This window comes from Campylobacter concisus, from assembly GCF_002092855.1.
Classification (GTDB): Bacteria; Campylobacterota; Campylobacteria; order Campylobacterales; family Campylobacteraceae; genus Campylobacter_A; species Campylobacter_A concisus_AI.
On the sequence record NZ_LVLC01000030.1, the window covers coordinates 132,952 to 153,514 of the forward strand.

The window sequence follows — 20,563 nt, forward strand, 5'->3', positions numbered from 1 at the left end:
CATTGTATAAATTTTCATAAGTCTTGTAAATTGTACCAAGGTACAATAAAGCCCTATAAATCAATATTTATAACACATTGATAATATTTTTACGTTATTATTTTGCATACTGCTTTGATTAAAATTACCGAAATTTCGTAGCTATTTAGCTCATCCTTTTTGGATAAATTTTAAAAATTTAATGTGTTATTTATGTAATAAAAAAATTTTTAAATTTGTAAAAATTTTTTTAAAATCTTTGATACTTTATATGTGATAAAATCCTCTCAAATTTTAAAAAAGGATCAAATTTGAGAAGCGACATAATCAAAAAAGGCTACACAAGAGCCCCACACCGCTCACTTTTACGTGCGACTGGGCTAAAAGACGATGACTTTGCTAAACCCTTTATCGGCGTTGCAAACAGCTTTATAGAGATCATTCCAGGTCACTTTTTTTTAAACAAATATGCACAAATTTTAAAAGATGAAATTCGCAAAAATGGCTGTATTCCATTTGAGTTTAACTGTATCGGCGTGGATGATGGCATCGCGATGGGGCATGGAGGCATGCTATATAGCTTGCCTAGCCGCGAGATCATCGCAAACTCGATAGAGACCGTGATGAACGCTCACGCACTTGACGCACTTGTTTGTATGCCAAACTGCGACAAGATAGTCCCTGGCATGGTTATGGGCGCTTTAAGAGTAAATGTCCCAACCGTATTTGTAAGTGGTGGCCCAATGAAAAAGGGTTACACAAAAGATGGCAAGCCAATTGATCTTGCGACTGCGTTTGAGGCAGTTGGTAAATTTGAGACCAAAGAGATAGACGAGGCCGAGCTAAAAGATATCGAGTGCAACGCATGTCCAAGTGGTGGCAGCTGTAGCGGTATGTTTACGGCAAATTCTATGAACACACTTTGTGAAGCGATGGGCATAGCACTCCCTGGCAACGGCACTATCCTAGCGCTAACCCCAGAGCGTGAAGAGCTCATCAGGCAGGCGGCTCGTAGAATTTGCCAGATCGCCCTTGATGAGAAATTTAAAATCAGAAACATACTAAATGAAAAAGCGATCCGCAACGCGCTTGTCGTTGATATGGCGATGGGCGGCAGCAGCAACACCGTTCTTCACATGCTAGCTATCTCAAGAGAGGCTGGCGTAAATTTAGATATCAAAGAGCTAAATAAGATCAGCCAAAATATCGCTCACATCGCTAAGATCAGCCCAAGCTTACCAAATGTGCATATGGAGGACATCGGTAGAGCTGGTGGTATGAATGCGGTGATAAAAGAAATTTCACGCAGAGATAATGGCATGCTAAATTTAGACAATCTCACAGTTAGTGGCGAAACTTTGGGAGAGCGTGTAAAGATAAGTGACATCAAAGATGAGAGTATCATTCACAAAGTAGAAAACGCCTATTCACAAGTTGGCGGACTTGCCATTTTGTTTGGAAATTTAGCCGAGCAAGGCTGTGTAATCAAGACAGCTGGCATCGTTGGTGAGCGTAAATTTAGCGGCAAAGCGGTCTGCTTTAACTCACAAGATGAAGCCATCGCTGGAATTTCAAGTGGCAAAGTAGATAAAGGCGATGTCGTCGTCATCCGCTACGAAGGCCCACGCGGAGGCCCTGGCATGCAAGAGATGCTAAGCCCTACCTCACTCATCATGGGACGAGGCCTTGGCGCAGACGTGGCGCTCATCACAGATGGTCGCTTTAGCGGGGCGACAAGGGGTCTAAGCATCGGCCACGTAAGCCCAGAAGCAGCTGAAGGCGGCATGATAGGCTTGCTACAAGATGGCGACATCATCGATATAGACGTCGATAAATACGAGATCAATGTTCGCCTAAGCGAAGCTGAGATAGCAAAGAGAAGAGCAGAATTTAAACCGGTTGATAAAGTGCTAACCTCTCGCTGGCTAAGGCAATACCGCAAACTAGTCACAAACGCAAGCAACGGAGCAGTGCTAGAAGCATAAAAATTTATTATAAAAGCAAGGAGTAATCTCTTTGCTTTTATAAACATATAAAAATTTCTTCACTTTTTAAGGATACCAAATGCAACAAGATTTTTATTTTTATGCTGCCATATTTTTAGGAGTACTATTTTTGATTGCGATATTTGTCATCTATTCATTTAATAGGGATAAACTCGAACTAAAGCGAAATTTGGCGCAAAAAGAGCAAGAAAATTTTGAAATTTCATCAAATTTAGCAAATTTATCATCTCAAAATAGTGAAAATTTACAGCTTATCAGCGAGCAAAAAGCAAGACTTATGTCAAATCACGAGCGAATAGACGAGCTTATCAGTGAGATCGATGCGCTAAAAACCAAAATAGCCCAAAAAGACGAAGCTGAAGACGTGATGGAGCGCGTAATAAATGAGCTTAAAGAGAGTATCGGTACAGCAAATGAAAGGGCCAAGAATAACGAGACAAATTTTACTGCAACTCTAGCCGAGCTAAATCAAAATAAAAATGCTTTAGTTGAAGCAAGCGAGAGAGAAAATAGATTAAAACGTGATATGGCTGTGCTTAGAAATGAAATAGAAGCAAAAGAAAATAGCCTAAAAGAGCAAGAGGCAAATTTGTTAAAAGTAAAAAATGAGTTAAATTTGGAATTTTCTAATCTTGCAAATAAAATATTTGAAGAAAAAAGTGCGAATTTCACACAAAATAGCCAAAATTCTTTAGATCTTTTACTAAAGCCACTAAAGGAGCAAATTTCAACCTTCCAAGATCGCGTAAATGCAGTCCATGACGCGTCAGTTAAAGGCATGAGCGCACTAGGAACGCAGATTAAGCACATAAGTGAGATTGGTATCTCAATGTCAAAAGAGGCAAACTCACTAGCTACTGCATTAAAAGGTAGCAATAAAACACTTGGAAACTGGGGTGAAATACAGCTTGAACGCACATTTGAGGCTTCTGGACTTGTAAAAGATGAGCATTACTTGACACAACAAAATTTTAAAAACGAAGAAGGCAAACGTCTTATTCCTGATTTTATAGTAAAGATACCAGATGGCAAGCACCTAATAGTTGATTCTAAAGTATCACTTATAGCCTACGAAAAGGCTATCACAGCTAGCAACGAAGAGGAGCTAAATTTAGCATTGAAAGAGCATATTGCTTCTATGAAAAATCACATAGATAGCTTAAATAGTAAAAATTACGGAGAGATCGTACCTGATAGCCCTGATTTTGTATTGATGTTTATACCAATTGAGCCAGCATATATCGAGGCTATGAAATTTGATAGTTCCCTTTTTGACTACGCATTTCAAAAGCGCGTAATACTAGTATCTCACACTACGCTTATGCCTATTCTTCGCACAGTGGCAAATTTATGGCGCATAGAGCGTGGCAATGAAGAGGCCAAAAATATCGTAAAGAGTGCGATTAAAATTTATGATAAAGTCCGCAATGTGGCCGAGCACATGAATAGACTTAGCAATACACTAAATACTGCAAATAAACATTTTAACGCCCTTGCATCAAGTTTTAGTGGTAGAGATGGTCTTGTTAGTAGGCTTGAAAATTTTAAACGCTTGTCTCCAGACGATCAAAAAGATATAGAAGTAAAAGAGATCGGCGTAAATAACGAATTAGAAAAAGAGGATTAGGATATGGCTAGAAAAACTAGCCATAAAATTTATTTTAAAAGACCTTGTTTTTTCATTTGTTCCATTACTTGAGCAAACATCTCTTTAGCTTGTTTGCAAGTAGCGTCTTGTTGCTCTTTTGGAAGTGCAGCAAGTTGATCCATTGATTGTTTCTTTTGATCTTCATAAATTTTTACTTGTTGCTCTTGACCAGCTTTTTTGTAAGCTTCAACCATTTTGTCGATGTCTGAGAAGTAAGACTTGCAAGTATCTGTAAGATCTGCAGCGTTTAGGCTTAGTGCAAAGCCAAGAGTAGCTAAAACTAAAAGTGATTTTTTCATCTCTTTCTCCTTGTGAAAATTTGAAAGGATTGTATCATTTTTATAATATTTTATAACTTAAATTAATAGTCAAGGCAAACACCTTGACTATTTTGGCTTTTAGCCTAGAAATTCGCGTTTAAAATACTCTTTTGGAGCTTTGCAAAGTGGGCAAGCACCTGGAGCTTTTTTGCCTCTGTGAACGTGTCCGCATACCTCACAAACCCAAATATCTTCCTCATCGCTCTCAAAAAAGCCCTCTTCATCAAGCATCTTTTTAAGCTCTAAATACTCTCTTTCATGCTCTACTTCAACCTTGCCGATCGCATTAAATAGCCTTTCAACATCTCTTAGTTCTTCTTCTTTTGCGATCTTTGCAAAGTCTGGATACATCGTAGTATGCTCGTAGTTTTCGCCAGCTGCCGCATCAAGTAAATTTTTATCCATCTTATCGATCGGATCGTTCATTAGCTCGTGATATTTTTTAAACTCAGCTCTTGCATGCCATTTTTCATTTTCAGCTGCCTCGTAAAAGTGTCTAGCTATCGCGTGATAGCCTGCTTCTTTGGCTAGGTCGCCGTAAAGCTCGTACTTGTTTCTAGCTTGTGACTCGCCAGCAAATGCCTTCATTAAATTTACCGCTGTTAAATTTTCAGTGACGCATTTCATCTCTTCGCCGCAACAGGTTAGTGTACCGCCGCCAACCTTTTGCACCTCGATCTCGTTGCCGCATTTTTCGCATTTGTATGTTTCGTACTGTCTCATTTTGACTCCTATTTTGATAAATTTTGAGTGGATTATAACCAAATAATTAAAATAAGTAAATAATAATTTTTATTGATAACGTATATTATTATTTTATTTTTTACATAAAATTTGTGTGAGTTTTGTTACAAATGGAGAGACTAGCAAAAGCACAGGATATGCCACTACAAAGGCTTTTACATAAACGATTAGCCAAATTTTCACAAAGCCATCAACAAAGCCAAGGTTTAGATACGTCAGCACAAATGACATAAAAAACGCCATAAATGCCGACATTATAAACGCAAAAACATATTTATAAAATTTTGCTGGTATCATGAAATTTTGCCTATCAGCTCCCCCTAACCTTTTTGCGTGATCGAGCGCCTTTTGCCTCATCAAAGCAAGCTTTGCCTCATCGTGCCTACTCTGATACGATAGCCCTCCGCTATAAACATATCCTGCAAACTCCATGCCACAAGTATTTGCTAGTGCCTTAAGTGGCGGCAAAAATTCCTCTATCTCGTAGCGCTGAAGCGCATCTTTTTTATAAAGCTCCTCAAGCGCACCAGAGGTAAATGAAAGCACTAGCTTTTTGCCATGTAGCTTATCTCCCTTACTGCCATGAGAGAAGCCATGAACTAGCACATCTTCAAACCACTTTTGCAAAAGTGATGGCACGCCGTACCAGAAAAATGGATAAACAAGTACGATCACGTCAGCCTTTACTAGCTTTTCTTGCTCGGCTTTTACATCGATCACGTAGTTTTTATAAAGCTCACTTAGTATGTCAAATTTAGCCTCTGGCAAGTGCTTTTTCAGCTCGCCCAAGATGATCTTATTTGCAAATGAATTTTCAAGGTCAGTGTGACCTGATACAACTAAAATTTCACTCATTTTCTCTCCTTAAATTTACTTCTTTAAATTTACTTGCAAACAAAGCTACTTGCCTTGCTCGTATCTGCACCCACGTATGTAGCCACCTTTGGATACGCACACACTAGAAATTCCTTGCCAGCGTAGGTCCTACTTTTTGCTAACATGCTCTTTGGCGCTTCGCCCTTTCATTCGACCCCACATCTATGATTTCATTGTTTAAAATTTTCACATCTTTTAAACTCTCACATCCAGCCCTATCAAGGGCAAAAGCCGTGCTACTAATGAGTGCTAGTGCGCAAAAAAGTTAAATTTTCTTCATAGCATCTCCTAAAATTTTATCTTACTAAATGAGGTCTCGTTTTTGAGACCAAAGCCGTCAAATTCATCTATTAGCCCAGCTCGCTCTTTGGCGTAAGCTTTGTAGTTTTCACTGTGGCGGTAGCTCTCAAAGCTAGCTTCGTCTTTGTAAATTTCAACCAAGATCCACTTATTAGGTGCCTCTTTTTGACTAAAGGCAAACTGCGCAAATGCAGCGTCATCTACGCTTTTTTGCATATATTTTTTGATGATCTTTTCAAATTTCGCATCGCTTTTTGCCTTAAGGCTTAAATTTGTGATGTGAAAGTAGGCATCTTTTAGGCGCTCTGGCGTTAAATTTTTAGAAAAAGCAGCCCTCTTTTTCACGCTGATAGCCTTTTTGCTAGCTAAAATTTCAGCGCTTGCGCTTGCAAATTTCTTAAAATGCGCTGAGCTTATATGCTTTTTATAAGCCGCCTCGTCCTCGTAAAACTCAAACACATAAAACAGTTCCGGCTTACTCTTTGCACTCATAAAAAAGATCGCCTGCGTACCTGGCTCGCTCTTTGAGCTAAGGACATTTTCCCTACCAAGCTGTCTCAGCAAGCTCTTGTTATTTGGCGTTGAAAGCAGCTCGTATAAACTCACTTTCGCCTCCGCCCCAAAGGCAAAAGCCGCCAAAATCGCTAGTAAAAATAGCTTTTTTATCATCAAATCTCCTTAAATTTATCTTTGCCCCACTCTTTTCATCCAAGCAAAAAGCTCGTCTAAATCGTAGTCGCCACCGTGTCCTTCTCCCCAGACCGCTTCGAAATCAACCTCTTTGCCAGCATTTTTAAGCGAGAGTGCGAGCATAGCAGGCACGGCAAGAGCCAGATCGGTGTCGTTTGTGCCCTGCCTTATGCGGTAAAATTTCGCCCCCTCTTTGTTTTTCGTGTAGTTCATCGCATTCATCATCTTTATGACGCCAGCCTCCGCCATCTCGCCACCACTTCGCTCTTTTGCAAATTTAGTAAAGTGCTTTGCAGGAGTTTTGCTGTCTCCAAAGAGGTCGTTTTCAGGATTTTCTAGCGCAAGTCCGTCAAAGGCAACCACCGCTTTGGTACGCTTTAGCGAGGCGATGAAGTCTTCAAGCTTAAATGTATATCCAAGCGAGCAGCCCTGAGTATCAAGCGTGATAAATTTAGGCGTGAGCGTGTTTTTGTCGCTGCTTTTTGTAGCGGTAAATGCCCTTGAGATGAGGGCGTTTATATACTCTTTGAAGCTGCCCTCGCCGTTTTCATCAAGGCTTAGCACGTGGCCTTTGGCGTCTTTTAAATTTAGCGAGTTTAGATAGGCTGGGAATTTACTCTTTAGCTCGCGCGAGAGCTCTTTTTGCGTGGCGTTTAGCTCGCCTTTGATAGTCTTTTGCTTTTTGTTTCTGTCGTTAAAAGTGCTCGCATCAAAGCTTGAAAAATCAATACTTTCAAATTTATCCAAATCCCTAAACATCCACTCATACGCCTCGTCTTCATGCTCCAAATTTGTAACAGGGCAGTAAGCTGAAGCGGCATAAATTTGATCGTCCGCCTTTGCAGCGCCTAGCTCTTTAAGATATGGCTCATACTCTTTTGCGCAAGCGCTCGTGCCTAGAAGTGCCGACATCGCGCCGCCTGCGCTCGTACCGTTTGAGATGATCTTATTTGCGTCGCCTGGCATAAATTTGTCGTTAAATTTAAGATATCTAACGGCCGCTTTTAGATCGACTATCGCAGCTGGCGCTTTGCCGATAAATTTCTCGCCATCTTTTAGCGTCCTGCCCCTAGCGCCAACGCTTGCCACGACATAACCTCTAAGAAGTGCTTCAAGAGTGGCATTTGGCTTTTCGTTTTGAAGCTCTGGCTTTGGTGGCATTGCGCTCATATAGCCGCCGATAGCGTTTGGCATAAAAATAGCCCCTTTTTGGTCGCTAAATTTACCCTCTGGCACATAAAAATTTAAGACCTGATAGTCGCTAACTGGCTTTGCCACATAGACTATGCCCTCATAAGCTCTAAATTTAAGCATCCTATCGCCAACTTGCATGCTTTTTAGCTCAAACTTGCTCTCGTCAAATTTAAGCTCATTTCCAAAGCAAGCACCTACTAAACAAACCCCTAAAATAGCAACTCTAACGCCTTTCATGATCTGCCTTTTTATTTTGTCCTACTTTTTTTGCTTTACTAGCCTTGGCGTAGGCTACCAGGGCTTTAGCGCCTAGTTATCTTTTGGCTCGTATTTGATCGCGTAGTCAAATTTTGGCTTGCTTAGGCTAAACTCAAAGCTATCTCTATCGACCGAGCCAACACAGTAATGGCTATCATAAAGGCGAAGCAAAAACTCCGCCATCTGCTCGCTCGTGTGATACTTTTTAAACGCTTTGTCGTAGTCGTAGCTCTCTTTGCTAGTTGCTACCATGCCAAATTCTGTCTTTGTGGCAGCTGGAGCTAGGACTTTAGCCTGCATCTTTGCCTGCTTGTCCTGTGCTAGCTCGTGGTAAAGTCCCTCGCTAAAGGCGCTTACGAAAAATTTGCTAGCGCAGTATGTGACGGCGTTTGGCACGATCTTATAGCCGCCTATCGAGGATATGTTGATGAGCTGTGTATCTTTGTCTTTATACTTTTTTGTAAAGAGCGTCGAGAGCGTGACAAGTGAGATAATGTTTAAATTTATCATCTGTGTGATCTTGTCTAAATTTTGCTCGCCGACCTTGTTGTAGTCGCCAAAACCGGCGTTGTTTATAAGTGCTTTTAGCTCATATTTTTCTAAATTTTGCCAAAGCAAGAGGGCATTTTCTTGCTTTGAGAGATCACAAATCTCTATAACGACATCAACACCCGAAAATTTAGCTATCTCGCTTTTTAGCTCCTCTAAAAGCTCGCCACGCCTTGCAATAAGGATCAAATTCTCCCCGCGCCTTGCAAATGCCTTTGCCACGGCCGCTCCTATGCCTGAGCTTGCTCCAGTGATGGCGATATATCTTTTCACTTCGCATACTCCATAGGACTATAAATTTTGACACCTTCGCTGTGGTCATCTTGCGCTACTTGCACGATCACTTTAGCGATATCAGCCGCCTTCATCGGACGATACTCGTCAAAAAAGCCTTTTGGGATAAATTTAAACGCCTTTATCGCCAGGTACTCGCCAAGTCTAAATTCCTTTCTCTCAGCCTCGATAAGTGGCAGCCTAACGATGTGAAATGAGCTATATCCAAGCTCTTTTATCTTTGCTTCTGCTTGACCTTTTGCCTTTAGGTAAAACGAGCCTGACTTTCTGCTAGCACCTGCGGCCGAGAGTAAAACAAAGCGTTTTGCCCCACACTCCAAGCCAAATTTGGCGAAATTTATCGGATAGGTCACATCGACTTTGTAAAACTGCTCTTTGTGCTTTGCCACTTTCATCGTCGTGCCAAGTGCACAAAAGACGTCATCAGCGATAAATGGCACCTCATATTTTAGCTCGTCAAAATTTATTACTTTTACTTCAAGCTTTTCATGAGTAAATTCTAGTTCGTGCCTAGCAAGGGCGATAACCTTGTTGTAGTACTCACTCTCGCATAAATTTTTTAAAATCTCACTTCCCAAAGCACCGCTAGCTCCAGCTATAAGGGCGATCTTTTTCATATCTTTCCTTTGTAAAATTTAGATAAATTCTATCTCGCTAAGGCAAAAATTTCACTTATGGCCTCTTTTGTATAAATTTGCTCCAAGCCCCTGCCCTTTGCGTAGTCATAAACTAGCGCTATGATCTCATCTAAATTTGTATCATCGACTCCGATTTCAATAAGGCTTGTTGGCGTGCCGATCTTGCTAAACCACTCTTTTAGCTTTTCAATGCCTGCGTCTGCGTCATTCACGCCAAAAATTTCCTTGCCAAAACGCTTAAATGCCTCTAAATTTCTACTCTTATACCACTTCATCCAAGCTGGCATCACCACACTTAGACCAGCTCCATGCGCACAATCAACTACCGCGCCTATGGCGTGCTCGATCATGTGATTTGGATATGAGTAGCCGGCTGTGCCAACGTAAGTTAAGCCATTTAGCGCCATCGTAGCAGCCCAGGCAAACTCACCTCTAGCATCGTAATTATCTGGCTCTTTTAGTAAAATTTCAGTCGTTTTCATGACGGTTTTGATGTTTGCTTCGATGTATAAATTTATGATCTCAGGCTGAACGCTCGCCGTAAAGTAGCCCTCGATGCTGTGAGCGATGATGTCAGAGGCTGAATAGACCAAGTACTCCTTGCTAACGCTTGCTTGAAGAAGCGGATTTACCACCGATACTTTTGGGTAAAGACAAGCGCCGTGCATGGCAAATTTCTCTTTTGTGGCTTCGTTTGTGACGACCGAGCCGCCATTCATCTCTGAGCCAGTTGCTGCAAGCGTTATGATGTCAAATATCATAAGTGCTTCACTTGGATCTTTACCGGTAAAAAAGTCCCAAACATCGCCGTTATATTTAACTCCAGTAGCCACAGCCTTTGCCGTGTCAAGCACCGAGCCACCACCTATGGCTAGCACGCTATCGACACCTTGCTTTTTAGCTAAATTTATAGCCTCATTTACCTTGCTTAGCACTGGGTTTGACTTCACGCCGCCTATCTTGCAAAACTCGATGCCATTTGCACTTAGGCTCTTTGCTGCCACATCAAAAAGGCCATTTTTTATGATCCTATCGCTGCCATAGATGATAAGCGTCTTTTTAACGCCAAATTCTTTCATATATCTGCCGATATTTTGCTCTTTGTCTTTGCCAAATTCTATTTTTGTAGGGTTTAAAAAGCTAAAATTTTGCATAGTTTCTCCTTATTAGTTTTAATGATTATAGTTTTGCAAAGCAAAAATTTTTGTTAAAAATAATGAGTAGAAATTTAAAAGTTTCTTAGTTTGATAGGAAGTTTCGAGATAATTTTTTTCGGATCAAAGCTACTTTTAGCATCAACTAAATTTCCAAAATTTTCACCTGTGCTAAGGAATTTTTGCAAATAATAATTGCCTCTATATCCAAGGTCATAAAGAATTTCAGACATCAAAGAAATATCTGCTTCATCTAAAAAATCTGCATGCACGGTTGTTCTTACTTCAAAATCAAAATTTATCTCAAGCAGATATTTTAGTGTGCTAATAAATTTTTCATATAAATTTGAGCCAGTTACGCCCGTAAATTTCTCTTTTGGCGCTTTAAAATCAAGTGCGATATAGTCAATCAGCCCTTCGCCTATCGCCTCTTTTAAAATCTCAATATGAGAGCCATTTGTATCGACCTTTAGGCAAAAATTTCTTGACTTAACCTCTCTTGCAAGCTTCAAAAACAAAGGATTTGCCGTGCATTCGCCACCGCTAAAGACAATGCCATTTAGCTTACCTATACGGCGGTCTAAAAAGTTACAAACCTCATCCATTTCTATATTGCCATTTGAATTTACAACTTCTATATTGTAGCAATACACGCATCTCATATTACAGCCTGCAAACCAAACTACCGCAGCCACTTTGTCTGGATAATCAAGCGTAGTAAATGGCGTTATACTAAAGACTTTATGCAAATTTATGGACCTTTTGAGATTTAAAAGGCACAGAAGATTGTGCCTTTTTTATTTGAGTTTTTATGTTTTTATTAGCTGCGGTGATTATCTTTTGCAGCAACTTGCGTATTCATCAAATTTAATACGCTCTTTATGCTCACCTTTTTTACCAAGGTTAAAGCTCTCAACTGGGCGATGATAACCCATAACACGAGTATAGACTACGCATTTTGTGCGTTTGTCTTGCACTTTTTCTAAAATTTCTTTTTCTGTCATTTCCTCTCCTTATTTGGAATTGTTTTTCTCTTTCTCTATTAATTCTGCATCACAAAGTGGACAAAATTCATGCTCTCCAGCAATGTAGCCATGTTTTGAACAAACGCTAAATACTGGTGTTATCGTGATGTATGGAAGCTTATAATTTGAGATTATGCTCTTTACAAGTTCCTTACAAGCTTTAGGTGAGCTGATCCTTTCTTTCATATAAAGGTGAAATACTGTACCACCAGTGTATGAAGTCTGAAGATCATCTTGTAAATCAAGTGCCTCGTAAGCATCATCTGTAAAATTTGCTGGAAGCTGGGTTGAGTTTGTGTAGTAAATATTCTCCCCGCCACCTGCTTGGATGATGTCTGGATAGCGCTTTTTATCCTCTTTGGCAAAGCGGTATGTTGTGCCCTCAGCTGGAGTCGCCTCAAGGTTATATAAATTTCCAGTTTCTTCTTGAAATGTCCTTATCTTATCGCGCAAAAACTCAACCATCTCAATAGCAAAATCACGTCCAAATTTTGTTGAGATATTCTCCTTGTCATTTGTGAAATTTCTAAGAAGCTCGTTCATGCCATTTATACCTATCGTGCTAAAGTGGTTATTAAAGTGCTTTAGATATCTAGCCGTATAAGGATAAAGCCCTCTGTCATACATCTCTTGGATAAATTTACGCTTCTTTTCAAGTGTTGATTTAGCAAGTTCTAAAAGATAGCTAAGCCTGTTATAAAGTGCGACTTTATCACCTTTGAAGTTGTATCCTAGGCGAGCTAAATTTATAGTGACAACGCCGATCGAGCCTGTCATCTCAGCACTACCAAAAAGACCACCACCTCGTTTTAAAAGCTCTCTTAGATCAAGCTGCAAACGGCAACACATAGAGCGGACATGTCCTGGCTTGTAGGCTTTTTCGTTTTCTATCTTGTTACCATTTTCGTCATAAGTGTATTGTGAGCCGATGAAATTTTGAAAGTAGCTTGAGCCCATTTTGGCAGTATTTTCAAAGAGCACATCCGCTACTTCGCTATCCCAGTCAAAATCCTCTGTGATATTTACCGTTGGTATTGGAAATGTAAAAGGCTGCGAGCATTTATCGCCAGCTGTTAAAACCTCATAAAATGCCTTATCTATGCGTGCCATTTCAGGCTCGAAGTCCTTGTAGGTCATATCGATCAAATTTTTTCTGCCACGCTCGTTTGCTTTTTTCAAAATTTTCTCATCTTTTACATTCGTAAAGAGGTGTATATCATCACTCGTTGGAATCTGATCTCTTAGGTCGCTTGGGCAAGTGATGTCGATGGTTACGTTTGTAAATGGGCTTTGTCCCCAGCGCGCAGGTACATTTAAGTTAAAAATAAAGCTAGTGATCGCCTTTTTGATCTCAGCATCACTTAGATCGTCTTTAAAAACGTAAGGCGCAAGGTAGGTGTCAAAGCTAGAAAACGCCTGAGCGCCAGCCCACTCGCTTTGCAAAATTCCTAAGAAATTTGCCATTTGATAAAGTGCCTCTCTAAAATGCTTTGGTGCTTTACTCTCAACTCTGCCACGAACGCCGTTAAAGCCCTCATTTAGCAAGGCTCGCAAACTCCAGCCAGCGCAGTACCCTGTAAGGCAGTCAAGGTCATGGATGTGGTAGTCTCCGTTTCTGTGGGCTAGGCCCTCTTCTTTGCTATAAACAGCGTCTAGCCAGTAGTTTGCGATAACTTTGCCAGCGGTGTTGTTTATAAGGCCTGCGTTTGAGTAGCTTGTGTTTGAATTTGCAGAAATTCTCCAGTCGGTGCCGTTTATATACTCATTTATCGTTTGGGTTGAGTTTATATAGGTCGTATCTTCGTTTAGCCCTAAAATTTGCTCGCGTTGGAGCTTGTGCGTGTGGCGGTAGAGCATGAAGCTCTTTAAAACTTCAAAATGTCCGCCGTCAAATAGCTCTTTTTCTATCGCATCTTGGATGTCTTCGACTGTTATCGCACTTGATTTTTGAAAGATATCTTGGACTACATTTGTAAAAACTTGCTCGTCATAAGCTTTATTTTCGCTGGCAAATGCCTTTTTTATAGCATCTACTATCTTGTATGCTACAAATTCTTGCCTTGTGCCATCTCGTTTTAAAATTTCACGCATCACTTGCTCTTTTCTGATTATTTTTTGATATGGAGTTTAAAAGTATAGGACAAAAAAGCTTAAAATATAGAAAACTTATTTTATTTTGTTTAATAATATTTATCAAAAAATATAAAATTTTAGAGAGTTTTATTAAGTATATTTTTGCGTATTTTTAGCATTTTAAACTAAAATTTGATTATTTTTACTTAAATAATTATTTTAATTTTAGTTTTTAAAATAGTAGATTTAGAATTTTGCAGGTCAATCAAGCTTATTTGGGTATAATCTCAGAAATTTATAGATAGAGACATTTACATTAGCTAATACGTTTTTAAATTTAGACAAAATTAATAGAGGCAACTAATTTACTTTTGTTAAATTCATTATATTAATTAGATTAGCAATTCAACTATTTAGTTTTATAGATACTCAGAATATACTTTTCCATATCTGCTTCACTTGGTGGAGATAATAATTTATGAGATTTTAACTGTTTTATATCTATTTTTCCATATACAAGATCCAACATATCAAACCCTATGTCTGAAATAATATTTTGATTTTCTAACCATTTTTCAAAAAATAAATATTCTATATGAAAGTTAATATTCCTTTCACAATCGCTATGTTTTTCTACTGCTTTTGTTATCTCACCACTTTCTCGCATATATTTTAAATCATTATCATTCCAATTACTATTTTTTATGTTAATTTCTATAAATTCTTTTTCATAATCTTTTTTACATATATTTACAAATTTTTGCTTTGTCTCTACTGCTTTTAAAAAACTATCTTTCCATAATTTATAATCAGGTTCTTGAATAAACAAGTTTTCTTGATATTTTTTCATATTAGATAAATATCTTTTGATTATATCTTCATAAATATCTTTTTCTGAGCTACTTTTAGCATTGCCTAAATATTCATATAATTTATTAAGTTGTTGTTTTATTCTATCAATAGGCAATATCAGAGATTTTTTTAAATCTTGATCAATATTGTTAATATTTTTTATTTTAAAAATATTAGATACATTTCCATCATCAAATAAATCGGTTAACATGCTTTTATAGGAGATATATTCAATCGTTGTATTGGTATATAATTTTTTTAAGTCTATTAAATTTTGTTTATAAACCACTTCTTTACTTCTTAAATCTTGTATATTTTTTTCATATTCTTCCATTTGTTTAATTAAGGCATTATTGGTGTTTTTAAGATCGTTTTCTTTCTTATTAAGTTCAGCTATTCTAATATTAGTCGTATTAAGTTCATTTGATTTCTTTAATAATTCTTTGCTAATTTTTTGATTTTCAACAGTAATATTTTGTTCTTTTTCATTTAATATAGTTACTTGTTTTTCTAGCATTTTAATTTCGAATGTTGGTTTGATTGTATAAACATATCCGTATATGGCGGTTATTGCAACAATAATAGTTGCAATATTGCCAAGAATAGAATAAGTATCTTTATTTTTTAAAATTCTATAAACATATTTTATAAAATACAACAACCATACTTTCATAGCCTTATTACTCCAAAATAAGAAAACAAATCAAACATCTTATTGTAAAAAGTTCTTTACTGACACCCCTCACATTCGATTGAGCGGTCAGCTACGTCGTTTAGCTTTTCGCTGTCTGGTGACTCAGAGCGTAGATAGTAGGTTGATTTTAGTCCGAGCTCCCATGCAAGCGTATAAATTTCACTTAGATATCCACCGCTTGCTTTGTCTAAGCTCATGAAAATATTTAGACTTTGACCTTGGTCGATCCACTTTTGGCGAATCGCGCCTGCTTTTATAAGAATTCTTTGATCAAGCTCGTAAGCTGGCGTGTAAAACTGCCACGTCTCAGGGCTTAAATTTGGCACGACATTTGGGATCATACCGCTTAGGTTGTGCTCAAACCACTTGCGTTTGTAGACTGGCTCGATGGTCTGAGTAGTACCAACAAGGATCGAGATCGAGCTAGTTGGAGCGATCGCCATTAGGTAGCCGTTTCTCATGCCGTCACGCTTGACCTTCTCTCTTAGCTTGTCCCAGTCGCAGACATTTTCGTCAAATAGCCCGCCTTTATCGTTTAAAAGCGCCTTTGCGTTCTCGTTTGCAGTGTCTATCGGCATGATGCCTTTGCTCCATTTTGAGCCTTCAAATTTTGGATAGATGCCCTTTTCTACGGCTAAATTTGAGCTAGCGTAGATCGCGTTGTAGCTTATGTTTTCCATTATGCTATCGATGAGCGCCAAATGCTCATAGCTGCCCCATTTTACGTTTTTCTCAGCTAGCATCTGCGCTTCGCCCATGACGCCAAGGCCGATCGAGCGAGAAGCAAGGTTTGTGTGTTTTACCTTTTTGTGCGGGTAGAAATTTAGGTCTATAACGTTATCAAGCATCCTGATAGCTATCGGCACGACACGCTCGATGTCCTCTTTGCTGTTTATCTTGCTTAAATTTATACTTGCAAGGTTGCAAACTGCCGTTTTGCCCTCGATGCTCTCTTTTTCTACGATGAAAATTTGCTTGCCTTTTAGGCTATCAAGCGCGCTAAGCTTTTTGGCCTTTTTAGTTATGCCGCTATCTACGGTGACGTCTTCTTCTTCGTCAAATAGCTCCTCGCCGCCGTCTTCATAAGTGATCTTGATCTTATAGTAGTTTGGCGCTGTGTTTTGGAAAATTTCGGTGCATAAATTTGAGCTTCTAATGATGCCTTCATGGTCGTTTGGATTTGCTTTGTTGGCATTGTCTTTAAAGCATAAAAATGGCATGCCCGTTTCAAAATAGCTAGTTAAAATTTTCTTCCAAAGCTCTTTTGCAAGAATGGTGTTTTTCTGGATATTTTCGTCGTTTTCATACTCTAAGTATCTCTTCTCAAACTCCTCGCCGTAAAGGTCGCAAAGGTCGCTTACTTGAGCTGGGTCAAAGAGGCTCCAGCGGCCATTTTCTTTAACGCGTTTCATAAATAGATCGTTTATCCAAAGCGCAGGGAAAAGCTCGTGTGCACGGCGTCTCTCTTCGCCTGAATTTTTACGAAGATCGAGAAAATCACTTACGTCCATATGCCAAGGCTCGATATAAACGGCAATCGCGCCCTTTCTAGTGCCTAGCTGATCGACCGCTACTGCGATGTCGTTTGTCACTTTTAAAAATGGAATGATACCACCAGCTGCATTTTTGTGTCCATCGATGCTACCGCCCATCGCACGCACCTTGCTCCAGTCCCAGCCGATGCCGCCACCAAATTTTGAAAGAAGAGCCATCTCTTTGTAACTATCAAAAATTCCCTCAATATTATCGGGCGTACTGCCTACATAACAGCTGCTTAGCTGGTGGCGTGTAGTCCTTGCGTTTGAGAGCGTTGGGGTGGCTAGCATCACTTCAAATTTAGAGATAAGGTCGTAAAATTTCTTAGCCCAGCCTTGACTATCTAGCTCGTTTTGCGCTAGAAACATCGCAATCGCCATAAACATATGCTGTGGCAGCTCGATTGGCATACCATTTTTGTCTTTGATAAGATAGCGATCATAAAGCGTCTTGATACCAAGGTATGCAAACTGAAGGTCACGCTCAGGCTTGATATAGGTGTTTAGATCTTCAAGATCGTATTTCTCTTTTAGCCCAGGGATGATGCGACCTACTTTTTCACCTTTTACTAGGTAGTCTTTTAGGTGATTGTAGCCGTTAAAGCCAGATACTTTGTGATAAAGGTCGTATAAAAATAGCCTTGCAGCAACAAATGTCCAGTTTGGGCGGTCGATGTCGATCTTATCAACTGCTGTTTTTATAAGAGTCTGCTGAATTTCCTCAGTCGTGATCATGTCCCTAAACTGGATTTTCGCATCTACCTCAAGCTCGCTAAGGCTTACATTGCTCAGTCCAAGAACTGCTTCGTTTGTGTATTTTTTGATCTTACTTATATCAAGCTCTTCGGTTCTGCCATTACGTTTTATAACTTTCAAAAATACCTCTCCATGTTAAATTTTAATTTGGGATTTTATCCAAAAGGAGATAAAAACTCTCTTTGTTAAAAAAGTGATTTTTGATATAGAATTTAATTCAAAAAATAATATTTTATTTTTAAAAAAATTAAAAAATTTGATCTTATTTTAAAATGATTGTAAAAATTTTTGAAGCGACATCTTGAAGCAAGAAGCATAAATTTGCTTCTTGCATTTAAATTACTTGCCAAAAACTCTGACAAAAATTCTATCTACATTTTTAGTGTAGTAGTTGTAATCAAAGCACTCTTTGATCTCATCTTTGCTAAGGCTCTTAGTTAGGTCTTCATCGTTTAGCAAATTTTGTAAAAATAGGCTGTGACCTTGCTCATCGATCGCTTTTTTGCCCTCTTGCAAGTCTGCCCAGACCTTCATGGCGTTGCGCTGAACGATCTTGTAGGCATCCTCTCTAGAAATTCCACGCTGAGGTAATTGCAAAAGCACGCGTTGCGAGAAGACTAGTCCGCCTGTTAAATTTAAATTTTTCATCATGTTTTCTGGATATACGACTAAATTTGCTATCAAATTTTTGATGCGAACCAGCATAAAATCAGCCGTGACAAACATATCTGGCAGGATAAATCTCTCAACCGAGCTATGGCTGATGTCGCGCTCATGCCAAAGAGCGACATTTTCAAGTGCTGGCGTGACGTATGAGCGTAGCACCCTGCAAAGGCCGGTGATATTTTCGCTAAGGACTGGGTTGCGCTTATGTGGCATCGCGCTTGAGCCTTTTTGTCCAGGGCTAAAATACTCCTCTGCCTCGTAAACTTCAGTCCTTTGGTAGTGCCTAATAGCAACTGCGATCTTCTCACAAGTAGAAGCTAGAACTGCGATGGCGCTTACCACATGTGCGTAACGGTCGCGCTGGATCACTTGGTTAGAGGCTGGGGCAGCTTTAAGACCGAGCTCCTCGCATGTTAGCTCTTCAAATTCCATCGGAGCGTGGGCTAAATTTCCCATAGCGCCTGAGAGTTTGCCATAGCTGATCGTATCTTTTGCATCTTTGATGAGCTTTAGCGCCCTTGCAATCTCGTCGTACCAGATAGCAAGAACAAGGCCAAAAGTTATCGGCTCGCCGTGGATGCCATGGCTTCTGCCGACCATGAGCGTGTGCTTGTGCTCGTTTGCTCTATTTTTGACTGCCTGCATGAACTCTTCAACGTCGCTGATGATGAGCTCTAGGCTCTCTTTCATCTGAAGGGCGACAGCTGTGTCGATGCAGTCGCTTGAGGTCATGCCGTAGTGCACGAACCTGCTCTCCTCGCCAAGGCTCTCGCTGACACTTGTTAGAAATGCGATGACGTCGTGCTTTGTCGTCTTTTCTATCTCATCGATACGAGCCACTTCAAATTTAGCGTTTTTGCAAATTTTCTCGCAGTCGCTGTCGTTTATGAAGCCAAGCTTATTCCAAGCTTTAACGGCAGCTTTTTCTACCTTGAGCCAAGCGTCATACTTTGCTTGTATACTCCACTTATCAGCCATCTCTTTGCGCGAGTATCTTTCGACCATTGTTGAACCTTTTTGTATTAGTTTTTCTTTATCATAAAAGTAAATTTTAGCCTTGAAAGCCAAAAATCACATCGTATAATTTTATAAAATTTAAGTTTGGATTATATAAAATCCGTGCTGAAATGTGGGTTATATACTTATAAATTTGTGCTTAAGATGGCTCGCTCTTTTTTAAAAGGATTACCTTGCCCTACGTAAATAAATTTATTGCCACTGCAAACAAACAAAAAGCGTATGAAATTTTAATGAAAACTGGCTTTAGCATGAGAGAAGCGCAACGCCTCATAGATAAAGGTAGGCTGATATGTGGTGGTGTCGTGAGTGAGAAAAATGCCATTTTGTGCGGTAATGTTTTTTTGATCGACTATGAGGCGGAGCCAAAGGGACTAAAACCAATCTTTGAGTATGAGAGCTTTGCGGTATTTGACAAGCCAAGTGGCGTGCTGAGCCACCCAAATGGCAGACACTGTGAGTACTCTCTAAATGATGAAATTTATACGCTTTTTGGACGAGATGCGAGCGTGGCACATAGGCTTGATTTTGAGACGAGCGGCGTGATAGTCGTGGGCAAAGATAGAAATTCTACGATTAAACTAAAGAAAATTTTTGAAAATAGAGAGGTTTCTAAAAGCTACGTCGCGATGGTACAAGGCAAGATCGAGCGAGAATTTACTATCGATGCTAAGATGGATCTAGCGAACAACTACGACGATGTGAAAATGCGAATGCAAATTTGTGAAAATGGCAAGAGTGCGGTGACTAAAATTTTGCCGATCAAATATTTTGACGACATCGATACGACTTTGGTTCGTGCTATCCCACTCACTGGCAGGCAGCATCAAATTCGGTTGCATTTGTTTCATGTGAAACACAAGATCCTTGGCGAACCACTTTATGGTTTGTCTCGTCCGCAGATCGAGAAAATTTTAGACAAAGAGATGAGCGAGCGTGAACGGATAAATTTAACTGGAGCAAAAAGGCTCTTGCTTCACTCAGATAAAATTTCTTTTAAATTTGATGAAATTTTTTACACCATAAAAAGTAAATTTGACGCTGAAAGCGAGTTTTATAGATTTGCAAAAGAAGGTTTACTTTAGTCTAAAATTTTTTAATAAATTTCTATTTCTCATAAACCTTTACCTGCTTTTGACAAAGTTTATCGCATTTAGATACCATAATGATAATTTTGTAGTTTATGTAATTAACACTCCATTTTATTTCTTTATGAGAGCTAGGCTTTATCTTGATGTTAAGGCTTAGAATTTATGCCTATCTTTTTCATCTTTTAAAACTTTTAAAATAAGCCC

At 39.2% G+C, this 20,563-nt stretch carries 15 protein-coding genes and 1 pseudogene; 3 read left to right on the forward strand and 13 right to left on the reverse strand.

Annotated elements, in window-relative coordinates:
* Positions 1–290 precede the first annotated feature (290 nt).
* Both ilvD and rmuC read left to right on the forward strand, forming a co-directional pair.
* Positions 291–1,964: a dihydroxy-acid dehydratase gene (gene ilvD, locus A3223_RS08445; RefSeq protein WP_084109923.1), complete on the forward strand. Its 1,674-nt coding sequence runs from the start codon at positions 291–293 to the stop codon at positions 1,962–1,964.
* A gap of 79 nt (positions 1,965–2,043) precedes the next feature.
* Complete coding sequence (gene rmuC, locus A3223_RS08450) at positions 2,044–3,612, forward strand: DNA recombination protein RmuC (RefSeq protein ID WP_084109924.1); 1,569 nt, start codon at positions 2,044–2,046, stop codon at positions 3,610–3,612.
* Between the two features lie 29 nt (positions 3,613–3,641).
* Here the strand turns inward: rmuC and A3223_RS08455 are convergent, their stop codons facing one another.
* From A3223_RS08455 to purB, 13 genes and pseudogenes are all read right to left on the reverse strand, one after another.
* The gene (locus A3223_RS08455; protein WP_084109925.1) at positions 3,642–3,932 is read right to left on the reverse strand and encodes a DUF5339 domain-containing protein; all 291 of its coding nucleotides are present in this window, start codon (positions 3,930–3,932) and stop codon (positions 3,642–3,644) included.
* A gap of 99 nt (positions 3,933–4,031) precedes the next feature.
* Positions 4,032–4,676 (reverse strand): ferritin family protein, encoded by a 645-nt coding sequence (locus A3223_RS08460; protein WP_021091887.1) that lies wholly within the window; start codon positions 4,674–4,676, stop codon positions 4,032–4,034.
* 93 nt (positions 4,677–4,769) lie between these two features.
* The gene (locus A3223_RS08470) at positions 4,770–5,552 is read right to left on the reverse strand and encodes an NAD(P)H-dependent oxidoreductase (RefSeq protein WP_141081808.1); all 783 of its coding nucleotides are present in this window, start codon (positions 5,550–5,552) and stop codon (positions 4,770–4,772) included.
* A 309-nt stretch (positions 5,553–5,861) separates the two neighbouring features.
* Entirely contained in the window at positions 5,862–6,542 is a 681-nt protein-coding gene (locus A3223_RS08475) for a putative quinol monooxygenase (protein ID WP_084109927.1), read from the reverse strand.
* A 15-nt stretch (positions 6,543–6,557) separates the two neighbouring features.
* Positions 6,558–7,994: a subtype B tannase gene (locus tag A3223_RS08480; RefSeq protein ID WP_084109928.1), complete on the reverse strand. Its 1,437-nt coding sequence runs from the start codon at positions 7,992–7,994 to the stop codon at positions 6,558–6,560.
* A gap of 72 nt (positions 7,995–8,066) precedes the next feature.
* Positions 8,067–8,837 (reverse strand): SDR family NAD(P)-dependent oxidoreductase, encoded by a 771-nt coding sequence (locus A3223_RS08485; protein WP_084109929.1) that lies wholly within the window; start codon positions 8,835–8,837, stop codon positions 8,067–8,069.
* Positions 8,834–9,475, reverse strand: coding sequence for an NAD(P)H-binding protein (locus A3223_RS08490; protein ID WP_084109930.1), 642 nt, complete (start codon positions 9,473–9,475; stop codon positions 8,834–8,836). The genes A3223_RS08485 and A3223_RS08490 overlap by 4 nt, the downstream gene beginning before the upstream one ends.
* 29 nt (positions 9,476–9,504) lie before the next feature.
* Complete coding sequence (locus A3223_RS08495) at positions 9,505–10,650, reverse strand: iron-containing alcohol dehydrogenase (protein WP_084109931.1); 1,146 nt, start codon at positions 10,648–10,650, stop codon at positions 9,505–9,507.
* 74 nt (positions 10,651–10,724) lie between these two features.
* Positions 10,725–11,399: an anaerobic ribonucleoside-triphosphate reductase activating protein gene (locus tag A3223_RS08500; protein WP_084109932.1), complete on the reverse strand. Its 675-nt coding sequence runs from the start codon at positions 11,397–11,399 to the stop codon at positions 10,725–10,727.
* Between the two features lie 84 nt (positions 11,400–11,483).
* A pseudogene (locus A3223_RS08505) lies at positions 11,484–13,766 on the reverse strand (ribonucleoside triphosphate reductase).
* Positions 13,767–14,157: 391 nt separating this feature from the next.
* Positions 14,158–15,273, reverse strand: a complete 1,116-nt coding sequence (locus A3223_RS08510) for a hypothetical protein (RefSeq protein ID WP_084109934.1) — start codon at positions 15,271–15,273, stop codon at positions 14,158–14,160.
* A 56-nt stretch (positions 15,274–15,329) separates the two neighbouring features.
* The gene (locus A3223_RS08515) at positions 15,330–17,705 is read right to left on the reverse strand and encodes a ribonucleoside-diphosphate reductase subunit alpha (protein WP_084109935.1); all 2,376 of its coding nucleotides are present in this window, start codon (positions 17,703–17,705) and stop codon (positions 15,330–15,332) included.
* Between the two features lie 219 nt (positions 17,706–17,924).
* Entirely contained in the window at positions 17,925–19,256 is a 1,332-nt protein-coding gene (purB, locus tag A3223_RS08520; RefSeq protein WP_084109936.1) for an adenylosuccinate lyase, read from the reverse strand.
* 185 nt (positions 19,257–19,441) lie between these two features.
* Here purB and A3223_RS08525 point away from each other — a divergent pair, with 185 nt between their 5' ends.
* The gene (locus A3223_RS08525; RefSeq protein WP_084109937.1) at positions 19,442–20,353 is read left to right on the forward strand and encodes a pseudouridine synthase family protein; all 912 of its coding nucleotides are present in this window, start codon (positions 19,442–19,444) and stop codon (positions 20,351–20,353) included.
* Positions 20,354–20,563 lie beyond the last annotated feature (210 nt).

What these genes read in the sequence shown, in the direction of transcription:
- purB (WP_084109936.1), bottom strand. Translation starts at nt 19,256, where the DNA reads ATGGTCGAAAGATACTCGCGCAAAGAGATGGCTGATAAGTGGAGTATA.
- A3223_RS08460 (WP_021091887.1), bottom strand. Translation starts at nt 4,676, where the DNA reads ATGAGACAGTACGAAACATACAAATGCGAAAAATGCGGCAACGAGATC.
- A3223_RS08495 (WP_084109931.1), bottom strand. Translation starts at nt 10,650, where the DNA reads ATGCAAAATTTTAGCTTTTTAAACCCTACAAAAATAGAATTTGGCAAA.
- A3223_RS08510 (WP_084109934.1), bottom strand. Translation starts at nt 15,273, where the DNA reads ATGAAAGTATGGTTGTTGTATTTTATAAAATATGTTTATAGAATTTTA.
- A3223_RS08480 (WP_084109928.1), bottom strand. Translation starts at nt 7,994, where the DNA reads ATGAAAGGCGTTAGAGTTGCTATTTTAGGGGTTTGTTTAGTAGGTGCT.
- A3223_RS08470 (WP_141081808.1), bottom strand. Translation starts at nt 5,552, where the DNA reads ATGAGTGAAATTTTAGTTGTATCAGGTCACACTGACCTTGAAAATTCA.
- A3223_RS08490 (WP_084109930.1), bottom strand. Translation starts at nt 9,475, where the DNA reads ATGAAAAAGATCGCCCTTATAGCTGGAGCTAGCGGTGCTTTGGGAAGT.
- A3223_RS08475 (WP_084109927.1), bottom strand. Translation starts at nt 6,542, where the DNA reads ATGATAAAAAAGCTATTTTTACTAGCGATTTTGGCGGCTTTTGCCTTT.
- A3223_RS08455 (WP_084109925.1), bottom strand. Translation starts at nt 3,932, where the DNA reads ATGAAAAAATCACTTTTAGTTTTAGCTACTCTTGGCTTTGCACTAAGC.
- rmuC (WP_084109924.1), top strand. Translation starts at nt 2,044, where the DNA reads ATGCAACAAGATTTTTATTTTTATGCTGCCATATTTTTAGGAGTACTA.